13 protein-coding genes and 3 pseudogenes are annotated in these 19,578 nt (G+C 59.1%); 9 read left to right on the top strand and 7 right to left on the bottom strand.

The annotated features are described in order from the left end of the window. The first annotated feature begins 392 nt into the window (after positions 1-392). The 5 genes from aspT (at position 393) to KHO31_RS38230 (ending at position 6,450) form a co-directional block, all read left to right on the top strand. Entirely contained in the window at positions 393-2,138 is a 1,746-nt protein-coding gene (gene aspT, locus KHO31_RS38250; protein ID WP_201074296.1) for an aspartate-alanine antiporter, read from the top strand. Between the two features lie 57 nt (positions 2,139-2,195). Beyond that, positions 2,196-3,851: a bifunctional aspartate transaminase/aspartate 4-decarboxylase gene (locus KHO31_RS38245; protein WP_201074297.1), complete on the top strand. Its 1,656-nt coding sequence runs from the start codon at positions 2,196-2,198 to the stop codon at positions 3,849-3,851. A gap of 81 nt (positions 3,852-3,932) precedes the next feature. Beyond that, positions 3,933-5,306, top strand: a complete 1,374-nt coding sequence (locus tag KHO31_RS38240) for a glutamate decarboxylase (protein ID WP_201074298.1) — start codon at positions 3,933-3,935, stop codon at positions 5,304-5,306. Positions 5,307-5,339: 33 nt separating this feature from the next. Continuing rightward, positions 5,340-5,531: a DUF2964 family protein gene (locus tag KHO31_RS38235; protein ID WP_201074299.1), complete on the top strand. Its 192-nt coding sequence runs from the start codon at positions 5,340-5,342 to the stop codon at positions 5,529-5,531. Positions 5,532-5,862: 331 nt separating this feature from the next. Then, the gene (locus KHO31_RS38230) at positions 5,863-6,450 is read left to right on the top strand and encodes a BPSL1445 family SYLF domain-containing lipoprotein (RefSeq protein ID WP_201074301.1); all 588 of its coding nucleotides are present in this window, start codon (positions 5,863-5,865) and stop codon (positions 6,448-6,450) included. A 141-nt stretch (positions 6,451-6,591) separates the two neighbouring features. Here the strand turns inward: KHO31_RS38230 and KHO31_RS38225 are convergent, their stop codons facing one another. Genes KHO31_RS38225 through KHO31_RS38210 form a run of 4 tightly spaced genes read right to left on the bottom strand, consistent with a single transcriptional unit; the run spans position 6,592 to position 9,547 of the window. Next, positions 6,592-6,936, bottom strand: coding sequence for a hypothetical protein (locus KHO31_RS38225; protein WP_236060755.1), 345 nt, complete (start codon positions 6,934-6,936; stop codon positions 6,592-6,594). Further along, positions 6,933-7,850, bottom strand: a complete 918-nt coding sequence (locus tag KHO31_RS38220; RefSeq protein ID WP_201074304.1) for a DUF2950 domain-containing protein — start codon at positions 7,848-7,850, stop codon at positions 6,933-6,935. Before KHO31_RS38220 ends, KHO31_RS38225 begins: the two co-directional genes overlap by 4 nt. A gap of 12 nt (positions 7,851-7,862) precedes the next feature. Next, a complete protein-coding gene (locus KHO31_RS38215; RefSeq protein WP_201074307.1) occupies positions 7,863-9,203 on the bottom strand; it encodes a DUF3300 domain-containing protein in 1,341 nt (446 codons plus the stop codon). 11 nt (positions 9,204-9,214) lie between these two features. Next, positions 9,215-9,547 carry a hypothetical protein gene (locus KHO31_RS38210; RefSeq protein ID WP_201138800.1) on the bottom strand — a complete coding sequence of 111 codons (333 nt, stop codon included), beginning with the start codon at positions 9,545-9,547 and terminating at the stop codon, positions 9,215-9,217. Between the two features lie 976 nt (positions 9,548-10,523). On the opposite strand from KHO31_RS38210, the gene KHO31_RS38205 reads away from it, so the two are divergent. The 4 genes and pseudogenes from KHO31_RS38205 to KHO31_RS39670 all read left to right on the top strand — a co-directional run. Then, positions 10,524-13,229, top strand: a complete 2,706-nt coding sequence (locus KHO31_RS38205) for an MGH1-like glycoside hydrolase domain-containing protein (RefSeq protein WP_236071722.1) — start codon at positions 10,524-10,526, stop codon at positions 13,227-13,229. 10 nt (positions 13,230-13,239) lie between these two features. Then, the gene (locus KHO31_RS38200; RefSeq protein WP_201074359.1) at positions 13,240-14,718 is read left to right on the top strand and encodes an alpha-amylase family glycosyl hydrolase; all 1,479 of its coding nucleotides are present in this window, start codon (positions 13,240-13,242) and stop codon (positions 14,716-14,718) included. Further along, positions 14,715-15,754: pseudogene (locus KHO31_RS38195) on the top strand (hypothetical protein). The gene KHO31_RS38200 and the pseudogene KHO31_RS38195 overlap by 4 nt, the downstream one beginning before the upstream one ends. Before the next feature lie 221 nt (positions 15,755-15,975). Further along, positions 15,976-16,122 (top strand): annotated as a pseudogene (locus KHO31_RS39670) (DUF2252 family protein); the annotation flags it as partial. 1,478 nt (positions 16,123-17,600) lie between these two features. On the opposite strand, the gene KHO31_RS38185 reads toward KHO31_RS39670, so the two are convergent. From KHO31_RS38185 to KHO31_RS38175, 3 genes and pseudogenes are all read right to left on the bottom strand, one after another. Next, on the bottom strand, positions 17,601-18,284 hold the full coding sequence (locus KHO31_RS38185; RefSeq protein ID WP_201074311.1) for a recombinase family protein: 684 nt from the start codon (positions 18,282-18,284) through the stop codon (positions 17,601-17,603). Between the two features lie 197 nt (positions 18,285-18,481). Next, positions 18,482-19,093, bottom strand: coding sequence for a plasmid pRiA4b ORF-3 family protein (locus KHO31_RS38180; protein ID WP_236071720.1), 612 nt, complete (start codon positions 19,091-19,093; stop codon positions 18,482-18,484). A 145-nt stretch (positions 19,094-19,238) separates the two neighbouring features. Further along, positions 19,239-19,472: pseudogene (locus KHO31_RS38175) on the bottom strand (transposase domain-containing protein); the annotation flags it as partial. Between the last annotated feature and the right edge of the window lie 106 nt (positions 19,473-19,578).

Here is a 19,578-nt window from a genome sequence, read left to right as displayed (position 1 = left end):
GGTTTGTTGTTTGCTGGTTTCCGACTTCGACAATCAGATTCTCAGCTGAAACCTCCACCGCCTTCAATCTCCCGCCTCAAATCCCCCATACACCAGATTCGAGCTTAGCTCATGTGCAACCAGGACAACCCGGTGCAGCACGGGAAGAGGGCGTTCTGAATTCATGACCCAGGACCAGGGACCGATGTGTATCGAACAGACTTCATTACGGTTCATGGCCTGTGAGACCAAGGTCGTATTGTCTCGTGCTATGAGAAGAACCATTGTAGAAGGTGAGAGACCGGATTGAGAGATGGGCAAGCTTCCCAATGAAGGACGCGGGCCGTCATTCATTTACCACCGCACCCGCTCACACACCGGTGTCGACGGGTGAACCGCGGACGAGGGCTACCATGGCATGGCTAGCTGCAACGCTACGACAATATCCCGAGATTGCACTATTCCTGTCACTCGCAATAGGCTATTGGGTCGGCGCAAAGAGCTTCAAGGGCTTCAGTCTTGGTGCGGTCACGGCGACGCTATTGGCTGCCATTGCAATAGGCCAGCTTCACATCACCTTATCGCCCAACGTCAAGTCGGTGTTCTTCCTGATGTTCCTGTTTGCCGTGGGCTACGGGGTCGGGCCGCAGTTCGTGCGCGGCATCGCCAAAGACGGCTTGCCGCAGGCACTGTTTGCGGTGGTGCAATGTCTGCTGTCTCTCGGCGCGGCGGTTCTCGCGGCCAAAGTGGCCGGCTATGACGTCGGTTCGGCGGCGGGACTGTTCGCCGGCTCACAGACCATCTCCGCATCGATGGGGCTTGCGACGGACGCCATCAATCGGCTGGCATTGCCGCCGGATCAGACCAAAGTGCTGCTGGATGCGATGCCGACCGCCTACGCCATATCGTACATTTTCGGCACGATCGGCTCCGCTTTGATCCTCGCCACTCTCGGGCCGAAGCTGCTGCGCATCGACCTGGTCGCGGCATGCAAGGAATACGAGGCGAATCTCGGGGGAACAAAGGAAATGGGTGGTGAAGGCCAGGCCTGGCACCGGTACGAACTGCGCGCGTATCGGGTCATGCCCGACGCGGCGGTATGCGGCATGACTGTAAGTCAGGCTGAAGCGCTCCAGCCTCAAGGAACACGATTGTTTATCGAGCGGGTCAGGCGCGGCGGCACGATTCAGGAAGCAACGCTCGATCTGGTGCTACAGGCCGATGATGTGGTGGCGATTGCAGGCCCCCGGGACCAGCTGGTTTCCGTGCTCGGAGCAGGCGGCACGAGTAACCATGACACCGACGATCTGCCGGTCGCGGTTCGCAAGGTGAGGGCGGCGGAAGTAGACGACCCCGAACTGCTGGCAGTCCCAGCGGAGGGCGTGGATGTTTACGTGACGAGCAAGGCGGTGGACGGCAAGACGTTGCAGGAGCTTGCGGTCTTGCCGCTTGCGCGCGGCGTGTATCTCCGGAAAATCAAGCGGGGGCCGACGGAAACGCAAATTCCAGTTCTGCCCAGTACAAAGCTGCATCGCGGCGACACGATAACCATCGTCGGGCGGACGCAGGACACGGGCGCTGCCGCAAAAGTGCTAGGCGTACTGGACCGGCCAACCAACATGACGGACGTCGCCTTCGTCGCTCTGGCGATTACCGCCGGCGCGTTGGTGGGTGCGATCGTCATCAATGTTGCGGGCATTCCGATCACGCTGTCGACCGCCGGCGGCGCGCTGGTCGCCGGTCTGGTGTTCGGTTGGCTTCGGGCAATCCACCCAACCTTCGGCCGCATCCCGGAACCCACCGTTTGGTTCATGAACTCGGTCGGTCTTAATGTGTTCATTGCCGTAGTCGGTCTTACCGCGGGACCGGGATTCGTCACAGGGCTGCAGAACCTCGGCATCGGTCTGTTCTTGTGGGGCATTGTCGCCACCACTCTTCCTCTGATCCTCGGCATGTTGATCGCGCGCTTTGTGTTCCATTTTCATCCGGCCATCCTGCTCGGTGTGTGTGCCGGTGCAAGAACGACAACTGCGGCATTGGGGATGATCTGTGACGCGGCGAAAAGCCAGATCCCGGGACTCGGATACACCGTGACCTATGCGGTGGGCAACACGCTTCTGACTATATGGGGAATGGTGGTCGTGATGATTCTGACTTAGCCCGGCGCGTCGTTACGGGCGACGCCTACCCGGGAAACTTCACACTGGAGAGAGCAAATGGCCAAGCGGGACAAACCGGGATCAGAGGAGGCCGCGAAGCTCGCGGCACTCAGCCCGTTCGAATTGAAGGACGAATTGATCAAGGCAGCGGGCGGCGGCGCAGTGGAGCGAGCCGCGAACCTTTCGATGCTAAACGCCGGGCGCGGTAATCCTAACTTCGTCGCGACCATTCCGCGCCACGGGTTCTGGCAACTCGGTCTGTTTGCGATGCGTGAAGCGGAGCGATCATTTGCCTACATGCCGGAAGGCGTCGGGGGGTTTCCGAAGCGCGACGGACTCATCGATCGGTTCGATCTGTTTCTGCGCGGGAACAAGGGCGTACCGGGCATCGACTTCCTGGCTAGCGCAGTATCCTATGTCCGCGATCAGCTCGGACTGTCGGCCGGCGACTTCCTGTATGAGATGTGCGAGGGCATTCTGGCGTCGAACTATCCGGTACCCGACCGGATGCTGAAGCTGTCGGAGGTCATCGTTGGCCAGTACCTGCGCCGCGAAATGATCGGGGACCACCCGTTCATCGGTGAATTCGATATTTTCGCGGTCGAAGGCGGTACCGCCGCGATGACCTACATCTTCAACACGATGCGCGAAAATCACCTGATCAAGCCGGGTGACACAATTGCTCTCGGCATGCCGATCTTTACCCCGTATATCGAGATTCCGCGCCTGAACGACTATCAGCTAACGGTCGTCGATGTGAATGCCGACGTGGAGAAGAACTGGCAGTACTCGAAAAACGAACTCGACAAGCTACGCGATCCGGCGGTGAAGGCGTTCTTTCTGGTCAATCCGAGCAATCCGCCGTCCGTGCGAATCAGCGACGAGAGTCTCGAATACATTGCCGAAATCGTGAAACAGCGGCCTGATCTGATCCTGCTGACCGATGACGTTTACGGTACGTTCGCCGACGGCTTTGTGTCGCTGTTCGCGCTTGCGCCCAAGAACACCATCTTGGTGTACTCGTACTCGAAATACTTTGGTGCAACGGGTTGGCGGCTCGGCACGATCGCTACGCACCGCGATAACGTCCTCGACAAGCTGATCGCCGATCTGCCGAAAGATGCCAAAAAGCAACTGCACCATCGTTATGAATCGATCACGACCGAACCGGACAAGCTGAAGTTCATCGACCGCCTGGTTGCCGATAGTCGCACGGTCGCATTGAATCATACAGCGGGCCTATCGACGCCGCAGCAGGTGCAGATGGTGCTGTTTTCGCTGTTTTCGCTGATGGACACACCCGACGCGTACAAGAACGCCCTAAAACGCCTGATTCGCAGCCGCAAGCGTGCGCTATATGAAGGAATCGGTATTTCGTTTGACGACGATGACAGCAATCAGGTCGACTACTACACGATCCTCGATATGGAGTTTCTTGGCGAGCGCGCCTACGGACGCGATTTTGTCGAGTGGCTCCTGAAGAATACAGAACCATCCGAATTGCTCTTCAGACTGGCCCGGGAAGCGCGCGTGGTGCTGCTTCCGGGGCGCGGATTCGGCACGCCGCATCCGTCTGGTCGAGTGTCGCTCGCCAACCTGAACGAATCCGATTATCGAAAAATTGGACGCGCCATTCGCGCGCTGCTTGCCGACTATGTCGAGCGCTACAACGTCTCGACCGGGAATAGCCTCGACAAGGACAGAGTCCTGTAGCGGTCGACCGTGGAGAGTCTGCAGATCCTGTTGTGCGCCGCAGAGTTCGCATGAAACCTCTCCAACATTGAGGATTGCCAGATGAGCACGTCAATCGAAAAGATCACGCCCTACGACGAATTCAACTTCTTGATCCCAGAGGACGAATTCCCCAAAGACGGGATGTCCGCCCGCGCAGCAGCCGGAATTGTGATCAGCGCCGAGTGGACCGACGCGAACCCGATGCTGAACATGTCGTCTTTCGTTACCACGTGGGCCGAACCGGAGGCTGCGGAGACGGCCAAACGTAACATCTTCAAGAATTACATCGACCACGACATGTATCCGCAGGTGTTCGCAATGGAAACGCGAATGGTCAAGTGGCTGCATCAGCTATGGAACGGCCCTAAAGAAGCGGAACCCTACGGCACCGCGACGGTAGGCTCGTCCGAGGCCTGCATGCTGGCCGGTCTCGCACACAAGTGGAACTGGCGGAAGCACAGGGAAGCGGAGGGCAAGGATGTGAGCCGGCCCAATATGGTAACGGGCGGGAACGTGCAAGTCGTGTGGAAAAAGTTTCTTCGCTACTTTGACGTCGAACCGCGCATCGTGCCGTTGAGTCCCGGCAACTACCGGTTGACGGCGGAAAGTCTCGACAAGTACGTCGACGAAAACACTATCGCCGTCGTCGCCATTGCAGGACAGACATTCACTGGCGAGGATGACGATATTCAGGGCATTCATGACTGGCTCGACGACTATGAGAAACGGACCGGAATTTCGATTCCGATGCACATCGACGGAGCATCGGGAGGATTTGTCAATCCGTTCCTCTACCCCGACTACAAATGGGATTTCCGCCTGCCTCGTGTGCAGTCCATCAATGCGTCGGGGCATAAATACGGCCTTGTACCCCCCGGCCTCGGCTGGATTATTTTTCGTGAACGCAAGGTGTTCAACGAGGACCTTGTCTTCTATGTGAATTATCTGGGCGGCGAAATGCCGACCGCGACATTGAACTTCAGTCGTAATGCCTTTCAGGTGGCCGTGCAGTACTACATGTTCCTCCGGCACGGCTTCGAAGGCTACAGAAGGATCATGCAGCACACATTGGACAATGCAATTGCATTGCGGGGAATTCTTGTTGATAGCGGGTACTTCACCGTCATGAACGAAGCGCAGCGGATCCCCGTGGTGGCGGTCACGCTCGACAGCAAGATCAAGAATTTCAACGAATTTGATGTATCGAACAAGGTGCGTGAGAAAGGTTGGGTGCTCGCGGCATACTCCATGCCGCCCAACGCTGAGGCGGTCACAAGCCTGCGGGTTGTGGTGAGGCCGCATATCAATCTCAATGTGGCGAAACTGCTCGCCGACGACATCGTCGATGCCTGCAAATTCCTCGAGAAACATGGCGGCAACGCCGCGCCGCCGACGTTGCACGCGCATGCGGCGGCAACGTCGACCAAATGCTGAGGATGGCAAGTGAGGCCGCCGGGAGAAATCGTCATGGCTCGCGCAGAAAGCAGGATCGTTCTGGCGGCGATTGCTGTCTTCGTTACGCTGGGAGGCATCGCGGCTTCGATCCGGGGATTGCTGTACGAGCGCGCGCTTTGGGTTCATATCGGGGCGTTTGCGATGGTAATCGGCATCGCCTGCTTCGTGTTGATGCTCCGTCCGCGCAACGGAGCTGGCAAGTAGGCTGAGAAGTTTCGAACGGATCGGAAGCAATGGAATGGATGACGTGCCCCTTCTACTCTAAGACCAAAGTCCAATTTCCCCGGGTCTATCGCGGTGAGATCCTGCAATGGGATGATACTGGGTGTGGTCGGCAAGGTGACGGTGTGAAGTGTTCCATGCGGCGCGAGTTCGCGCAATGCAGCGGGCAAACTCTGGAAGCACGTGGTATCGGCCGGTGCGGCTCATCGTATCGCGCACGGTTACCAGGACGCCGGCTCGAACGGGATCGAAGGATGTAGCGGCCAGACTCACGCACCGGGGACTCGCCTCGGAAACTCAATGGAGGTCGATCGTGAACAAACGGAACTTTGTGATAACAGTAGCAACTGTCAGTGCCTTGGGGGGGCTAGCACTCGCGGGCTGCACCATGACGCCAAACAGCGGTAAGAGCCCGGAAACCGATGTCTCGAAGCGCCAGGCGATTGACGCAAGTGTCGATGGCACGTTGACCCGTCTGTTCGCGACAGTCTCGGGTTCGCACGAGCTCGCATCGAAGGCCCAAGGCATTCTGGTGTTTCCGGACGTGAAGAAGGCGGCCTTCATTGCAGGGGCTGCGTATGGCGAAGGCGCATTGCGTGTGGGTGGCACGACGGCCGGCTACTACAGCACGGCGGCTGCTTCGTTTGGATTCCAGGCTGGCGCGCAGTCGACGGCAGTCATTTTCATGTTCATGACGCATGATGCACTCGATTCGTTCCGCAACGCGGCAGGCTGGTCGGTTGGCAGTGACCTCGCGGTATCGGTCGTAAAAGTCGGCGCGAACGGTACGATCGACACGACATCTGCCTCCTCGCAGGTCGTGGCCCTTGTGCTGACCAATACCGGCCTGATGGCGGATGCTTCGGTCAACGGCGCCAAGATAACACGGCTCAATTTGTAAGCGTTGTGAGCGCGAAGTGCGGCTTGCCCCCGGTTCGCCAGATTGCCTCACCGGCAATGGCGAGCGTGGGGCAAGCGGCACGTCAAGTGCACGTGTGACGATGCGTATGGATATTGATTATGGCGGACACCCCGTGCCTGCTCATCGTCCCATACGACGGTCGTAGCTGAGCGAAATGCGTTGAAGCAAGGTCGGATCGCGTGTGTCACCACTGGCGTCGAACCGCACCTGTACGCTGCCATCGGCCTGCTGCCGCACACTGGCCGTCACGATGCTGCTGTCTAATTTTCCGGCGATGGTGCCGCTCGCCGGATCCTGAACGGTGATGGCCAGTCCCTGGTCGCTCATGGCGCCTGCCGCAGCGGCGAACGAGCGGTCGTAGCTGGCCGGCCTCATCACCACGGTGCCGGCGGGGACCGCGTAATAGGCGCACGCCGATAGCGTGACGAGGGCGCCGCCGGCAGCGGCAAGCAGAAGACGTTTCAAGGCGACACCTTCGCCCATCCGGGACCGGGGTCGAATGACTGCATCGCCTCCGCCTTCGCCGCACCGTCGGGGCCAAGATCACGCTCGTAGACCTGGCCGGCGTGACTGACCATGAAGCTCTTGATGCCGGTATCCCCGTAGTGAACCGGCCAGGCGATGACAGCGAAGCCGCCAAAGAGCTTGTGGTCTGCGACATAGTCGAATGCCCCGCCAGGGGCGTGCGGACCTTGCGAGGTGAGCAGCTTGTAGTGGTAGCCGTAATAGCCTGCCTGCTCGGTGTGGCGCGTGCCCGCCTTCAGGAAGGCGGCCCCAAGCGGGCTTGGCTTGTCATCGGGGCCAGTCGGCCAGTACAGGCCATCTTGCTTGCCAGGCGAACTCGCCAGCCTCTTCGCATAGGCGAGGACGCCACTGCCGTCGTGGTCCGTCAGAGCGTATTCGCGTTGCGCATCGTAAATCGCCAGCATCGTCTGGATGACGGCAAGCTCGTTGCGTCCGATGCGGCGCAAGCGCATTTCCTCGACTCCGGCGAGGGTGTCGAAATGCCAGCCCTGAGCCGATTTTACGAGAGGAATGGGGAGCGTCCAGCCATCGTTGCCCACCGCGATCTCGGCATGTTTGTCGTCCATCGTCTGGATCGTATGTGACGTGTCCCAGGCCTTCAGGAAGCGGCTCCGGATGTCCGAGCCCACTGGAGGAATGAGTTCCCGAAAGCTGGCGCCCAGCAAAGACCTTAAGGTTGCTTCGTTGCTACTGGCAACAGCATCGCCAAACATGTTCATCGCCTCTTCCGGCGACTTGAAGTGCCTCTGCGCGTATGCAGCAGACGGCGCTCCGAGGCAGAGTGCCAGCGCAAGCGCGACTGAAGTGCCGATTGCAGCGAGCCGAACTGTGAAAATTCGTAGTGCAGACTTCATGCTTGTGTCTCCTCAGCGCCTGCCGCGTCCGCCACCGCCGCCCGCCCGCGTTCCGCCGCCGCTCGGTCTGTTGAAGTTCGAAGACTGCGCGCTCGCTCGCCCCCGGTTGAAGTCCTGCTGTGAGCTGGCACCGCCGCCCACACCCTGGAAGGCACTGTCGCGGCCGCCGCCTCCGGTACTGGCACGGTTCGACCCTGCCGCGCGATTGCTCACGCCTGCAGCATTCCCTCCACCGCCGCGGTCAGTCACACCGGTGTTGTTTCTTCCACTGCTGCGGTCGGCCACGCCGGCGTTGTTTCCTCCACCGCTGCGGTCTCCCACAGCGGCGTTGTTTCTTCCACCGCCGCGATCACCCACGCCGGCATTGTTCGATCCACCTGCGCGGTTGCCCGCGCCGGCGCGGTCGCCTGCTTCACCGTTGCGGCCACGGAAGTCACCGCGTGCGTCGGCGCCGGAGACATTCTTCGCGAACTTCTCGCGGGACGCATTGTCACGGTAGGCGACCCCTTGGCGATGGCTCGCGTCATGCTGCCACTTGCCGCCCTGAACCTTGGTGCGATCAAAATTACGATCGATATTTGCCGCCTTGTTGACGTTGATATTGACGTCCCCGCCCCCCCAATTGCAGTTGCCGAAAATTGCGCCGGCGGCGGCAAGGCCGACGCCAAAGGCGAGTCCAGTGGCGAGTGCGGTGCCTGGATAATAAGCTGGGGCCGGAGGCCAGTAGTACGGAGGGTAGCTCGGATAGCCCCACGTACCGTACACGACGGTCGGGTTGTAGGCCGGCACGTAGATGACCTCCGGATTCGCCGGTTCGATGCGCACAATGGTCTGTGTGGCTTGCCCTCCCGCCGGCGCAGGTTCCACGGTCACGTTCTGTTGCTCATTGGACTTCAGATTGCCCGATTGCTGCGCACGCGCGCGCAGTCGCTGCACCGCCGCGAGCACGTCCTTCTCCTGTGCGAGGAAGGCATCGCCAAGCTTCTGGGTCCAGTCGAGCTTGTCGCTCATGGGCTCGAGTACCTGCGGAAACGCGACCAACGATTTCACGCTGACGTCCCAAGACTGTCCCTGTACCGCCTTCACCGCTGCATCGCCCTTGACATTCGGATTGGCCTTGACCCAACGCGCGGCATGTACGATCTCCAGCGGATAGGTGGAGGCCATCAGCACCTGAGACAAGACAGAGTCCGGATAGAGTGCGATCGGTGCAACCAGCGCCTCGATCTCTTCTGGCTTGAATGTGGGCTGCGCCGGTTGATTCTGGGCGCTCGCACCGGTCGAACCCGTCATCAGTACAACCATGAACCACATGCAGACAGCTCGCGGCAGTCTTTCGCTCCACCGATTCATGGCTGCTCCTCTCAACTGATCATGATGCCCGATGGCGCGCAGATTTCCTGTCGCCGGTGGCGAGTCCCAGCCAGTGACCGCGCCTGTTCCGACCGATCGCGGCGCGCGCTCACATGTGGCTTACGCACACCCGGTTGAGTTGAAACCAGCTGTGCCAGCACAACCGGCTCGACATCGGTATTTTTCGTTGTCCAAGCCTGGCAGTGCGTAGTGTTAGCTTGTTGAAGCTGCGGATTTTTTTCCTTCGATGGATAGGTGATGAGTCGCTGAACGGCAACCGGAATGGGCCGCGGCAGCCACAGCGAACTAGTCAAACCTGCCGCGCGGGCCTTCTGGAATTTCATTATTGAGCGCTGGATTGTTCAGTCACAATCAGCCTTTGGTCCTATACCGGCTCGCTGCAAATGCGCTGGCTCTGATGGCGACCGCCGGCATCCGGATGGGCGAGGGTGCCTCGGTTTCAGCGCTTGTTCCGCATAGCCCAAAGTCCTATTGTGGCACTGTGCCGCTACAACTACATTGAAATTGCGCCATCCCGTCTCATGCGTGCCTGGTGATCCAATGTCTTGCGTGACAACTTCACAGCCAAACTTGTGCGCGGTTAGTCACGCCCTTGTCACCGGAGTGCCTTCAGTACGCCTCACGCGAAAAGCGGCCTCGTGGAGGCCGACGCGGCGCAGGGGCGAAGCGGGGCGGGCGGGTGGCGAATCTACGGGAATGGCATTGAAGGAGGCGAAGATGAATTTCGCAGAAGGGTCATTGCGTTTGCTGGTCGAAAAATGGCTCGTGCCAACGAGTTCGACACCGCTTCGGGTAACCGGATTCGGTCGCACGCGTTCGAATCAGTGTCGCTATGTACGCGTCGAGATACTTCGGCCCGCAGGCTCAATTGGGATTTTTTTTCAGACATGGCGACGGTACGTGGTGTGTGCTACCGCCTGAGACGGAGCACCTGGCGATGCGCGCTTACCAGAGTGCGGTGTAATGGGCTGCCCGGTGGCGATGACCGTACAAAACGCAGAAAACCAATAGTTCAACCCGTTTCGAACTCGCCACACTCGTGATCCCAACTACAGTTGTAATCTGCGCTATCCGGGGCGCAGCATGCCTGAGCCTGGTAACGAGTTGCATCCATTGCGATTCCATCGTCCAGTGTCTGCTATTCGACACCGCCACCCGCCAGTCCGGAGGGGGCAGTCGCGTATGCCAGGAAGACTGTTGTCCGGGGCGTGGAACGTAGTCTTCTTTGCGGCGCCCGAAACCTGCGCGGGCGTTCTCGCCCTCGCCATTCAGGAGAACATTGTGGATGTAGCGGAGCAAATGCGTTTAAACGAGACGCGTCAAGCCCTGGTTCCATGGAAGAAGTGGGGGCCTTATCTGAGTGAGAGGCAGTGGGGGACGGTCAGAGAGGACTACAGCGATAACGGCGACGCCTGGAACTATTTCACTCATGATCAGGCGCGCTCACGCGCCTACAAGTGGGGAGAGGACGGACTTGGCGGCCTTTGCGATGACCACCAGCGGATTTGCTTTGCGCTGGCATTGTGGAACGAGCGCGACCCGATTTTGAAGGAGCGCCTCTTTGGCCTCACGAATGGCGAGGGCAACCATGGCGAGGACGTTAAAGAATATTACTTCTACATCGACAGCACGCCCACTCACTCCTACATGAAGTACCTATATAAGTACCCTCAGCGGGAGTACCCCTATCAGGACCTGGTCGAGACCAACCGCAGGCGTTCACGGGAAGAGTTTGAGTATGAGTTGCTCGACACCGGGATCTTCGATGATGACCGGTATTTTGATGTGTTCGTCGAGTACGCCAAGGCAGATCCGGACGACATCCTTGTCCGGATTTCGGTACACAACCGCGGGCCGGAGGCGGCCCCGCTAAGAGTACTGCCGACACTATGGTTTCGCAACACCTGGTCTTGGGGAGAAGACGATCGCAAGCCGTTGCTGTACGAAGCTGGACCTGGTGCCATTTGTGCCACGCACCATGAACTGGGCCAGTACTGGCTCCATTGCGAGGGTGATCCGGAGTCGATGTTTACCGAGAACGAGAGCAATGCGCAGCGTCTTTGGGGAGAGCCCAACGCGTCTCCTTACGTCAAGGATGCATTCCACAGCTATGTCGTCTCGAATCAGCGTGATGCGGTGAATCCCGCGAAGACGGGAACGAAGGTCGCTGCTCACTATAACGTCGAGGTGCCTGGTGGGGCAAGCGAGACGATCCGGCTACGGCTGACGACCACCAGAATGAACGATCCCTTCGACGGATTCGACAGGATATTCGAGAGCCGTGTCTCCGATGCGGACGAGTTCTACCAACGGATCGCACCAAACTCGCTGACAGAAGATCAACGCCGTGTGCACCGCCAGGCGCTGGCTGGAATGCTATGGGGCAAGCAGTATTACTACTTCGACCTGGAGAAGTGGCTACGTGAGCACAAGAGTCATCCTTTGCTCGAGTCTGCCCGTCGGGACGTGCGCAACACAGACTGGTTCCACATGCTGAACGCCGACGTGATCTCCATGCCGGACAAGTGGGAATATCCTTGGTACGCGGCCTGGGACCTTGCCTTCCACACTGTCTCCATGGCACTGGTGGATTTCGATTTCGCCAAGGATCAACTGCTGCTGATGCTGAGAAGTCTGTACTTCCACCCGAGCGGACAAATTCCGGCTTACGAGTGGAACTTCAGCGACGTGAATCCGCCGGTGCACGCGGCTGCGACACTCTGGCTATACAAATATGAGAAACAGCTGGGCCGCGCTGATCCCCGGTTTCTTGAGCGATCGTTTCAGGGTTTGATGCTCAATTTCAACTGGTGGGTCAATCGCAAGGATCCCAGCGGGCGCAACGTCTTCGCAGGCGGCTTTCTGGGTCTGGACAATATCGGCGTCTTCGACCGCAGCGCGCAGCTTCCGACCGGGGGGGCGCTGGAGCAGGCGGACGGGACGGCGTGGATGGCATTCTATTGCCAGAACATGCTGGAGATGGCCATTATCCTGTGCGAGTACGACCCGATCTATGAAGAGATCGCCTTCAAGTTTGTCCGGCATTTTATGTGGATTGCCTATGCGATGGACCGCCGCGGCGAACACCATGACGAGATGTGGGACGAGCAGGACGGCTTTTTCTATGATTTGCTGCGCCTCCCAGACGGCCGGGCGACCCGTTTGAAAGTGAGATCGATGGTAGGACTGTTGCCGTTATGCGCATCGACGGTGTTTGAAGCGGATTACGTCACCCGCTATCCGAAACTGATGGAGCTGATCGCCCAGTTTCGAAAACGTCACCCCGAGTTGATTGCCCAGATAGCCCCGACGGAAGCTGGTTTCATCGGTCATAAGGAAAGGCGTCTGTTGTCTATCCTCAATAAAAGGAAGCTCGAGCGTGTGCTTGGCTATCTTCTCGACGAGAGCGAGTTCCTCGGGCCGCACGGCATTCGCTCGCTCTCGCGTTATCACCTTGAGCATCCGTTCCTGTTCAAGGTCGGTGACGAGGAGTACAAAGTCCAGTACCTGCCTGCGGAATCGGATACCGGGATGTTCGGGGGCAACTCCAACTGGCGCGGTCCGGTCTGGATGCCAGTCAATATGCTTATCGTCCGGGCGCTAGTGAACCTGTACAGCTTTTTCGGAGATGAGTTCAAGGTTCAGTGTCCCACGGGTTCCGGCCCGCAGATGACGCTGTTCGAGGTGGCCCAGGAGATTGTCCGGCGGTTGACAGGCACGTTCTTGCGTGATGAGAACGGACGACGGCCGGTCTATGGCGGATCGGCCAAATTTCAGGACGATCCGCACTGGCGCGACCTGATCCTGTTTTACGAGTACTTCCACGGTGACAATGGCGCAGGCCTCGGCGCCAGCCATCAGACAGGGTGGACAGGGTTGGTCGCGCCGCTGCTGGACCTGTTTGCGCGCATCGACGCTAAAACTCTGCTTGAAACAGAGCGCGGGAATCTGATGGCGAGGGTCGTCAAGGAGCAGGTTGGCGGAGAAGCCACAAATGACGAATGACGGAGGAGCGATGTCCGCCGTACGCTATCCGGCGTTGTTTCAAATCAATACGCGTGTCTGGTTTACTGCGTTGTCTTGTGCGCTGGGAAGGCGCATAACGTTCGACGACATTCCGGACGCCGAGCTGGATCGCCTCGCCGGGCTTGGTTTCGACTGGGTCTGGTTCCTGAGCATCTGGCAAACAGGCGAGGCGGCGCGGGCCGTTTCCCGCGCCGGGCCCGAATGGCGCCGCGAGTTCGCGGAATTGTTACCGGACCTCAAGGACGAAGACATCGCCGGTTCCGGGTTCGCCATTCAGAGCTACAGCGTCCATCGCGATCTTGGCACCGCTGAATCGCTGGCCCGATTGCGACAGCGGCTGAAGCAGCGCGGACTGAAACTGATGCTCGACTTCGTTCCGAATCACATGGCTCCGGATCACGCATGGATTGACGAGCATCCGGACTACTTTGTCCATGGCAGCGAGGCTGACCTGGCTCGCTCACCGCATAACTACTGCCGGGTGGAGTCAAGAGCGGGCTCGCTTTTGCTCGCCTATGGACGCGATCCCTACTTCAACGGATGGCCGGACACGGTTCAGCTGAACTACGGCAACCCGGAGTTGCAGCAGGCAATGATCGGCGAACTGGAGAGAATCGCCGGGCAATGCGATGGGGTGCGCTGTGACATGGCCATGCTGGTCTTGCCTGATGTGTTCCAACGCACCTGGGGCATCCGCACCGATTACTTCTGGCCGAAGGCCACCGAATCCGTGCGGCGCAAGTACCCGCTGTTCAAGTTTGTAGCTGAGGTCTACTGGGATCTGGAGTGGACGATGCTGCAGCAGGGGTTCGACTACGCATACGACAAGCGGCTGTACGACCGCCTTCGCGACGCGCACGCCCGGCCCGTACGCGAGCACCTGCACGCCGGTCTCGATTACCAGGACAGGTTGGTTCGCTTCATGGAAAACCACGACGAACCGCGGGCCGCAGCGACCTTCGCACCGGGCATCCATAGGGCCGCCGCCATCATCACCTATCTCTCACCAGGCCTGCGTTTTTTCCACCAGGGCCAGTTCGAAGGCTGCAGGAAGCGCATCTCACCGCACCTGGTGCGCGGCCCGCAGGAGCGTGCCGACCCTGAGTTGCAAAGGTTCTATGCCACTCTGCTGGCGGTGCTTCGGCAGCCGGTCTTTCGAGACGGTACGTGGAGCCTGATCGAATGTGTGCCTGCATGGGAGGGCAACTGGACCTGGGATTGCTTCATTGCGTGGTACTGGCAGCGCGATGATGGCGAGCGGCGAGTCATTGCCGTCAATTACGCCGACAACCAGAGCCAGTGCTACGCCCGAATTCCACCTTCTGACGTAATTGGCCGTACGGTGCGGGTGAAGGACCTGATGGAGGAGGCCAGTTTTGATCGCGACGGAGACGGTCTCGCAATGCGTGGTCTTTACCTTGATCTGCCGCCCTGGAGCTACCACGTCTTCGAAATGACTACGTCATGAACGCCGCGTCCGAAAGCCGATCGCGAGAACGATTCGCACACGAGTCGAAACCGGTTCCGACGAACTGGCGTCTCGCTTTTGCCACTGCAGCCCTATGCGCGGTGGCGGGCCACGCGTCTGCTCAGGAATTCGCGCTGTACGTCGGTCCGTTGATCGGAGAGGACAGCCATTCCTACGGATGGGCGCTGGACTATACAGAGGGATTCGGCCCGTACTTTGCCGGCAGCTTCACCTGGCTGAACGAAGGGCATATTTCCGATCATCACCGCGATGGCCCTCTCGTGCAGGTGTGGGCTCGATATCCGCTTGCGCAACGGCGCTTGGTCGTCGCAGTCGGTATGGGCCCCTACGGTTACTTCGACACCCAAGCAGCCGAACAGGGCGCTGGTTATTCAAATATGCATGGTTGGGGGGCGTCTACAGTGCGCGCGCTACCTGGTATTCATCGCAACGCTGGACAGCGAATCTGCAACTCAATCGTGTGCAGGTAACGCGCGGGCCATCGACCACAGCGCTCATGCTGGGCGCCGGCTATCAACTGGACGCACCGGACACGCCGGCGCCGCGCGATTTCGCGCTGCGGCGCACGCAAAAGGTCACGAATAATGAAGTCACGTTGTTGGGCAGTGCGACGATCCTGAACAGCCCCGAGTCGGAAGTCTCAGCCGCGGAGGCGCTCGAATACAGGCGTGGGTTGACCAATTATCTCGATGCGACGCTTGGCTATCTGCACGAAGGCGGCGGTCTGACTGCGCGGCGTGACGGCGTGACCGCGTAACTCTGGCTCACGCGGGCTTTTTTCAACGAGCGTCTGGCGCGTGGCATTGGTGCTGGCGCATACGCGGCGATCCATCATGACGAGTCGACCGAAAATGGTGACACGGGAGGGGACGGCATTCTGTCTGCACTCGTGTCGGTGTCAGCTTCGTATCGCATCACGCTCAACTGGTCGGCGCGCGTGACGTGGGACCGCGTTCTCACGCGCTATAGCCACGATACGGATGTCATTCTGGCTGGCATCGGTTATCGCTTCTAGCGCGAAATGCAAAATGTTGGGGGGCGATTCAGCAATGCTGTCCGTTCCTCGTGCCAGCCTGCACGCACGCTATGCCGCGCCAGGATCGCCTGCTGCTCGACGGACTTGGTCGCCACAGCGGTCGGCGCAATTTGAACTGATGGACAGCCAGATGCTCGGCGCGCTGCGCGGAGCCCTGTGGCTGGGTACTCGCTCGTGGCCACGCCAAGGCTAGCGGACGCGCGGCGGCGATCAGCGCCTATCTTGGACGCAGCGACCGTATGGCCGAAGCCATGATCGCCTGCGACAACAATTATGCGGACCATGTCGAGCAGGACTACGAACGTTTTGCCAGTGCGTGCCGGTCCGGCCGCTTGGAAGCGCACTGACGAAGATACGACTGCCGATTCTCGGATTTAGGCACCAGATGTTAAGAGTCGGCTCTTAGTGACTCAACGTAATCTCGTTATCCGGCCCAACTGGTATCGGCGACAGTCGCCGCACCTGGAAACCAGAACAGAAACGGCCCGACTGAATGGCTCCGGAACGATACGTCGGTCGATCGGATCGTTGAGTTCGGCCACAACGGAACGGCCAGGGTAGAGCCGGATTGTTGGAGGAAGCGCGCCGATCTTCGGGAGCGTTACTGGAGTCGACGCCAACAAGTACGCACGAGCCGATATCCGTTTCCAACCAAATTTGCAGATCGCAAGATTCGGTCGCCACGGGCTGCATCTAGCGCTGGCCGGTGTGACTACCGGTCTGTTCGCGCCGATCTCACACGCTGCGGCGTCGTGCTAAGGGCTGGTTCCGCGTTTTCGCGACCGCCCAGTGACCACAATGAAGCCTGCGTACACACCGATGGCGATAAACCCGGCGCTTACAGTCACTAAGCTCATTATGTGGAATACGAGGCTCACCATTCGCCCACCGAGCAATAGCGCGGCCCCCTGGAGAAAGACGGCCAATGCGATTACTATCCACGCCGCTGTTGGTATTCCGTACTTCTGCATATCCGGCCTTCGCTGAAAGACCAGAAACGTTACCACCGCGAAAACAACCGTCAGCGCCCAGAACGCGTAAGCGGTCATCTGCAGGTACGTCGGCGCACTGTGAACGGACGAGTTCATTGATCAACACCTTTGAGTTTCTGGCAGTTCTCTCGAAAAGGGCGTCATGACTGGCACAATGAACTGACCGCGTATCACTGGCTGCTTATCAATTCCGGTGCGGCGGCGAACACGAATTTTCGATCCCGCCATTGACCGCTTAGGCAGCCCATTTTCAGCATAGGCTTCGCTCGCGAGCGCGTCAATGTGTGCAGGAGCTAAATCATTCAATCGATTGCGGCCCCGTGAGTGGCCGCAACGGCCTGAGACTTGCTGACCGACTGAAAGCGATGAACTTGGGTTTATCGTGTTTCGCGAGAGCGACATGAGCAGGTTAGATTCCGCCTATTCGTAGACAGTTATCTTGTCCGTGTGCCCCGTGTGCCCCGTGTGCCCCGTGTGCCCCGTGTGCCCCGTGTGTCAAGCAGGACATCCGACTGCATGCCTTTTTGGCTCAAGCCTGACAGCGCCTTTGGCTTGCTTCTTAAGACGACGTTTATCAGCAGTTCACATTTGCTAACCGATGCTGCCCAACTTGGCGTCCCATCCGCCTTGGCGCTGGCAGACAACGGCACTCCGTCGCGAGCGTGTGCCGCCGGTGGCTTCACACCGGGTCGTTACCAACCCTGCGTACACCGCTAGGTTGCGATTAACGGATTAACCCGTTGCCTCTTGGCTGAAGCCAACTGAAACGATCCTCTACGCGACTTCACGTCGCACTAAGACAGAGACTAGGCATCGGTCATCGAAAGCCATATTTAGCGTCGCGCGGGTTTGCGCAGGAGTCGCTTCAGCACGGGTCCCACTTGACTCGCATTCCATTGCCCACCTCGCGTGGAGGTAATGCCTAGCCGGTTGAGTTCCTCCGCCATCGCGCGCTGGGTTAGTCCCGCCGCTTTGAATCCGGCAAACACTTTCGCTACCGACTTTGCAAATGCTTCGGCAGCTTTCTGGCGGGTTTCGATATTTTCCCTCAGGTTCGCAGGTCCTGTCGCACCGAGAACAACACCGCGGGCCTTCGCAACTGCGAGTGCCGCCTTCATGCGGTCGCTGTTCTGCACGCGTTCCCATTCGGCCATGATGGCATGCGCCTGGATCATGAACTTATCTGCATGCGGCATATCCGCTGCCTTAAAGTCGACGCCCTCTTCGATCAAGCCGTTCACGAAACGGACGCTTCGCGAGAGCCGGCCCAGATTCGCGATGATCAATGTGGCACGCTTTCTCTTGCAAATTTCGAGCGCTCTGTGCAATTCAGGGCGGCTGACGAAGGAATTGGCACTTTTTACCGTTTCGATCTCGGTGAATTCCCCGACCAGCCTCCATGCTCCGTCGCCAAGATAGTCGGTTACAACCTTGGTTTGATCTTCTAGCCCGAGGCCCGGCGATCCCTGTCGTGCGGTACTGACGCGGTAGTAAATGACGCATTTGCAAGTTGCCATGGGTTATCCCCTTGTAAGCAGTCAAACGGGTCGCTGTTTGCGCGACTGTCGCCTTCATGGTGATCGCTGGCGCCCTCACACACTTCTCGTGCCAGTGGCACAGTACTGCGTTGACCTCAATAGTCCAAATAAGCGTAAGCGCTAGTTAAAGCACACCGGATCGCCAGATGCATCGGAGAGCAGGGGTTCAAGCCTGTCTACTTTTTGCCCCAGTTGTTCCACGCCATGCGCAGCAGCGTCGAGTTGGCGGCCCGTCGGTCGAACAGCTCGGCATCGAAGTCGTCGCCCGCCCATGTTCTATAACGCTTCGCTTCGTCGCGATCTGGCTCCAGGCTCAGAACGCGCAACATCTCTGCATATCCATAGGTGCCACCGACGTCCTCGGGCGGACAGGCACGTTCTCCAGTACCAATCCACGCCTCGCTGTGCGGCTCATGGTCCGTTTGAGTGACTTCTTCCACGTGAATGTCATGATGCCAGTCATCGCCAAAGTCATATCGATAGAGGAACCTGTGTCCCGGGTATGCAATCCGGTATAACCGCGCCTTGCGGTCATCCAGCATTTCGGGATCTTCAGCAAACAGATCGAGCATGTTGTCGTTATCGCCCATCGCGTAAGTCCGCCCGTCGATCTCGAAGTCATGCAAATGCGAGTCGGTCCACCCAAAGGCGGCTTGCAGGATGTGATGCAGCTTGCGCAAGGTGATATTGCCGTCGACGTGGATCCGTCGCCAGACGGGCGGTTCGATGTCACGGATCTGCGCGTGAAGTGTGTAGATGGTGTAGGACTTGGTCATGGATTCGAGCAAAGCATCATATTGGACGCAGGCGGAATTCGATTATCGCCTGGCGTCGCAATCGACTGCGCCTGCCTGCTGCGCGCCGGGACCTATGCTGTGCGCTGTCCGGAAACCGACACGAATCGCGTCAGGCGGATGTTCGAATCGAAGTGCTTCACATCGCGAAGTTGAACGGCAGGAGATCGGTGATGTCTGCTTCGGGTGGCCGTTGCGGCAGCTCGGTGAGCACATGCAAGAGATATGCGTAAGGTTCGACGTTGCACGCGCGGCACGTGAGCATCAGGCTATAGATCATCGCGCTGGCCTTCGCACCGGCAACGGTGTCACTGAACAGCCACGAGGATCTGCCCGTGCAGAATGGCCGGATGTCGCGCTCTATCACGTTATGCCGACTCCCCGATTATGCCGCGTCGTGCATGCCCGTGATGGAGGGTATGGCCTTTCACGATCGCCGTGTCGGCATAAACGTATGATTTCTCAGGCTGGCTATCGCG

This window comes from Paraburkholderia domus, from assembly GCF_905220705.1.
GTDB lineage: Bacteria > Pseudomonadota > Gammaproteobacteria > Burkholderiales > Burkholderiaceae > Paraburkholderia > Paraburkholderia domus.
Note: the sequence above shows the minus strand (reverse complement) of the source record. Positions and strands in the feature narration are given on the sequence as shown.

Coding starts and splice junctions, on each gene's coding strand:
- KHO31_RS38185 (WP_201074311.1), bottom strand. CDS start 18,284: ATGGCAACTTGCAAATGCGTCATTTACTACCGCGTCAGTACCGCACGA.
- KHO31_RS38220 (WP_201074304.1), bottom strand. CDS start 7,850: ATGAAGTCTGCACTACGAATTTTCACAGTTCGGCTCGCTGCAATCGGC.
- KHO31_RS38205 (WP_236071722.1), top strand. CDS start 10,524: ATGCGTTTAAACGAGACGCGTCAAGCCCTGGTTCCATGGAAGAAGTGG.
- KHO31_RS38235 (WP_201074299.1), top strand. CDS start 5,340: ATGGCTCGCGCAGAAAGCAGGATCGTTCTGGCGGCGATTGCTGTCTTC.
- KHO31_RS38245 (WP_201074297.1), top strand. CDS start 2,196: ATGGCCAAGCGGGACAAACCGGGATCAGAGGAGGCCGCGAAGCTCGCG.
- KHO31_RS38240 (WP_201074298.1), top strand. CDS start 3,933: ATGAGCACGTCAATCGAAAAGATCACGCCCTACGACGAATTCAACTTC.
- KHO31_RS38210 (WP_201138800.1), bottom strand. CDS start 9,547: ATGAAATTCCAGAAGGCCCGCGCGGCAGGTTTGACTAGTTCGCTGTGG.
- KHO31_RS38215 (WP_201074307.1), bottom strand. CDS start 9,203: ATGAATCGGTGGAGCGAAAGACTGCCGCGAGCTGTCTGCATGTGGTTC.
- KHO31_RS38200 (WP_201074359.1), top strand. CDS start 13,240: ATGTCCGCCGTACGCTATCCGGCGTTGTTTCAAATCAATACGCGTGTC.
- aspT (WP_201074296.1), top strand. CDS start 393: ATGGCATGGCTAGCTGCAACGCTACGACAATATCCCGAGATTGCACTA.